This is a genomic window from Streptomyces sp. NRRL B-24572, assembly GCF_002156145.1.
Classification (GTDB): Bacteria; Actinomycetota; Actinomycetes; order Streptomycetales; family Streptomycetaceae; genus Streptomyces; species Streptomyces vietnamensis.
Genome location: NZ_MWIG01000329.1, coordinates 1 through 3,350, shown reverse-complemented (window position 1 = coordinate 3,350; position 3,350 = coordinate 1). Strand labels below are relative to the sequence as shown.

Genomic DNA, 3,350 nt, shown 5'->3' with positions numbered 1-3,350 from the left:
GGCGGGGCGCAGGCCCACAGCGGGCGGGCGGTGTCGTTACGCCGCCGAGGCCAGTGACCGGCGGCGCTCCCCGCGCGCCCGGGCCAGCGCCCCCGACGTCAGTACCGCCCGCGGGACGCCCACCCCGCAGTCCCCGCACACCGGGCCGAGCCACGGCTCGCCGGCCCATTCGATCCGCGGCCCCGCGCACACGGGGCACGCCTCGCCCGGCCCCCGCTCCAGGGCGCCGATCAGCCGCCGCAGCACCTCCGGCAGCGGGTCCGAGGGGTGCACCGCCGGGTCGCCGCAGCGGACCACGCCGTTGCCGCCCCAGACGCGCCGGTGCCAGTCGTCGAGCGCGCCGAGCCCGCGCAGCCCCTCGCTCTTCTCGCGCCGCCGCCGGGCGGCGAACCGCTCCTCGTACGCGAGCCACACGGCCCGCGCCTCCTCCAGCTCGTCGAGCGCGGCCACGAGCCGCTCCGGGTCGAGCTCCCGGTCCTCGGGCCCGAATCCGTGCCGGCGGCACAGATGGTCCCAGGTCGCGCGGTGCCCGTAGGGCGCGAACCTCTCCAGACACTTGCGCAGGGAGTACCTGCGCAGTGCCGTGTCGCACCCCGGATCGCGCACCTGTCTCGCGAGACTCCGGAAACCGGCCATCCCTCGCCACCTCCGCCGCTGGTCCTTCCGCGCTATCAGAGGGACGAACGGGAGCCCCGCCGTGTTCCATCGAAATTCCGATGGGAGCCATCAACGGGGTGGGAGAGGCGACCGTCACCCACCGGAACCAGCGCGTCCGGTGGGTTCTACCGGCCCGCCCGGGCCGCCGAGACCACCACCCCGGCCAGCTCGGGACGGCAGATGTCGCTGTGCGAGCGGACCACCTCGGCCGCGTCCACGCTCACGCACCCGGAGTCCGGCACCCCCTCGCGCAGGACCTCCGCGATGCTCCGCCCCACCGTTCCCGGCACCGCCTGCACGCCGTCGTGCCCGATCGCGCCCCAGCGCGGGTCGTCCGCGCCGAGCAGCCCGGCCGTGGCGCCGGCCAGCGACTCGGAGTCGTTCGCGAGCCGGGACGCCAGCGGGTACATGACCCCGAGCGCCGTGTCGTGCCGCGAGTAGCAGGCCACCACCGGCCCCCGGACCCGGTGCTGGAGGTCCCGCAGCGAACCGGACCGCCCGGGGTCGTGCGGCAGCCGCGCCGCGAACGCGTAGTGCGAGAAGGCGCCCTGAAGGAGCGTCACTGAGGCGACCGGCCGGACACCGGCGGGCAGCCCCCGCAGCGCGTACGCGACGAGCCGGGCGCCCATGCTGTGGCCCACGAGGTGGACGCGGAGCCCGGGGGCGGCCCGCGCGACCTCGGCGAGCAGCGGTCCGAGCCCGTGCTCGCCGACCTGCCCGGCCCGCTTCTTCATCACGTAGTACGTGGCCTGCCGCAGCGCCTCCTTGGCGCCCTTCCAGTACTTCTTCAGCCCTCCGCCGAAGAAGCCCTCCGCCGGAACCCCGCCCGCGCCCTCCAGGGCTCCGGTGAACAGGGCGCACACCGCCACCGGGTCCGCGACCAAGAACTCCGGCACCGGCTCCGCGAGGGCCACGGACTCCACGCCCACGTCCGTCAGCTCCCGCAGCAGCGCCCCGAACTCCTCGAACGCCGCCTCCGACTCCGGCGCCGCGGCGAGCAGCTCCGTGAGCCGCCCGATGACCGGCTCCTTCTCCGGGAGGACCGTCACCAGGGCCCGGTAGTCGGGCACCGGCTCGTCCGTGAACATCATCGAGGGCCAGATCAGCCCCGCGTACCCCGCCTCCACCCCGGGCGCGAGCAGCCCGGGGAAGGGGGCGAAGAAGTCGGAGCAGAGGCGGGTGGCGCCGGACGGGGAGCTGTTCCACCCGTGCGCGAACACCACCAGGTCGCCCACGCCCTGCCGGGCCAGCGCGGCGAGTTCCGAGGCCTGCCCCGGCGGCCCGTCGCCGTCCTTGTCGAAGGTGATCTCCCGGTACGGCTCCACACTCATCCCGGTCACGGCCAGACCCGTCCCTCCACGTCGAGGGGGCCGCGACGCCGAGTGCGCCCCGTGCGCGGGCGGCGGCTCCTCGGCAAGGATGCCCGCGCAGGGCCGTGTCCAGACGTGTGAAGGGGCGTCAGTGCAGCAGCCGTGCCGCCGAGATCCGGGGGAAGTGGATCAGCAGGTCGTACGCGGTGGAGAGCCGCACCGGCACGGTGTCGCCCGGCCAGGGGAACACCGTCCCGATGTGCCGGGTCGGCCGGGGCACGGCGAGCCAGTCGCGCGCCGCCGGGGCCGTGCGCCGCAGGTCCAGGTAGAAGGGGCCGGACGCGACCCGGTCCAGGGTGTGGGAGCTGCTGTCGGGGCCGAGCGGGGCGACGGTGAAGGTCCGGAGCGGTTCGCCCGGGGCCCCGGTGTCGTGCGCGTTGAAGGAGCCCTGTCCGAAGGAGGCTCCCACGCTCACGTAGTCCCGGCCGAGGGCGTCCCGCAGGAAGGCGCCCTGGAGCCGGGGGTACTGGTCCGGCGTCGGAGTCTCGTAGCCGACGTGCCCGTTGTGCGCGGAGAGCACCATCCGGTCGCCGGTCCGCCGCTGCCACCACACGGTGTTCTCGGCCATGATCCGGTCGCGGTAGAGCATCGCCGCGGCGAGCCCCTCCGGCGTCGTCAGGTCGTGGGCGTACTCGGTGCCGACCTGGGCGATCGCGCGCGCGTGCTGCACCGCCCACAGGTGCGCCTCCCGCGCTCCGGGGCCCTTGCCGGGGCTCTGCCGCTCCAGGAGGGCGAGGGCGCGGTCCGCGTCGCCGGCCATCCGCTGCCGTTCGGGGCGCGGCCGGTCCATGTAGCCCTTCATCCAGGCCTCGACCTCGCCCGTGGGCCGCGAGTCCCGGTACAGCTCGCGGAAGCGGGGGAGGAGCTCCGGGTGGGCGCGGGCGACGTACGAGGTGACGGCGTCGAAGAGGTTCGGTCCCGCGTAGCCGAGGTCGTTGCCCATGAAGCGGACCTGGTGGCCGGGGTGGCGCTGGTTGTACGCGCGCATCCACCGGAAGAGGTCGAGGTACTCCTCGGTGTTCCAGAGGCGGTACGACTCCTGGAACTCGTCCCGCATGATCGCCCGGATGTCGCCCCGGCCGGTGCGGACCCACTCGTCGACGAGGAGCCCGGTGGACCAGGGCGCCTCCAGGGCGAAGGTGGTGAAGCCCCGGGACTCCACGAGGTGTTCGAAGACCTGGTGCTTGGCCTCGAAGAACTCCGCCGAGCTGTGCGTGGCCTCGCCGATCCCGACGACCTTGGCGGAGCCGATCATCCGGTCGAGCGGCCGCAGATCGGTCAGGGGCCGGGCGGAGCGGGCGAGTTCCCGTACGGGACCGGGGG

General features: G+C 74.8%; 3 protein-coding genes. All 3 read right to left on the bottom strand.

What is annotated here, in order from left to right; all coding sequences use genetic code 11:
- Positions 1-36: 36 nt before the first annotated feature.
- Positions 37-636: a hypothetical protein gene (locus CCN56_RS20410; RefSeq protein ID WP_086828811.1), complete on the bottom strand. Its 600-nt coding sequence runs from the start codon at positions 634-636 to the stop codon at positions 37-39.
- 146 nt (positions 637-782) lie between these two features.
- The gene (locus CCN56_RS20405; RefSeq protein ID WP_179199917.1) at positions 783-1,988 is read right to left on the bottom strand and encodes an alpha/beta hydrolase; all 1,206 of its coding nucleotides are present in this window, start codon (positions 1,986-1,988) and stop codon (positions 783-785) included.
- A gap of 127 nt (positions 1,989-2,115) precedes the next feature.
- Positions 2,116-3,350, bottom strand: a 1,235-nt coding sequence (locus CCN56_RS20400) for an erythromycin esterase family protein (protein ID WP_256962060.1), incomplete at its 5' end; no start/stop codon positions are given.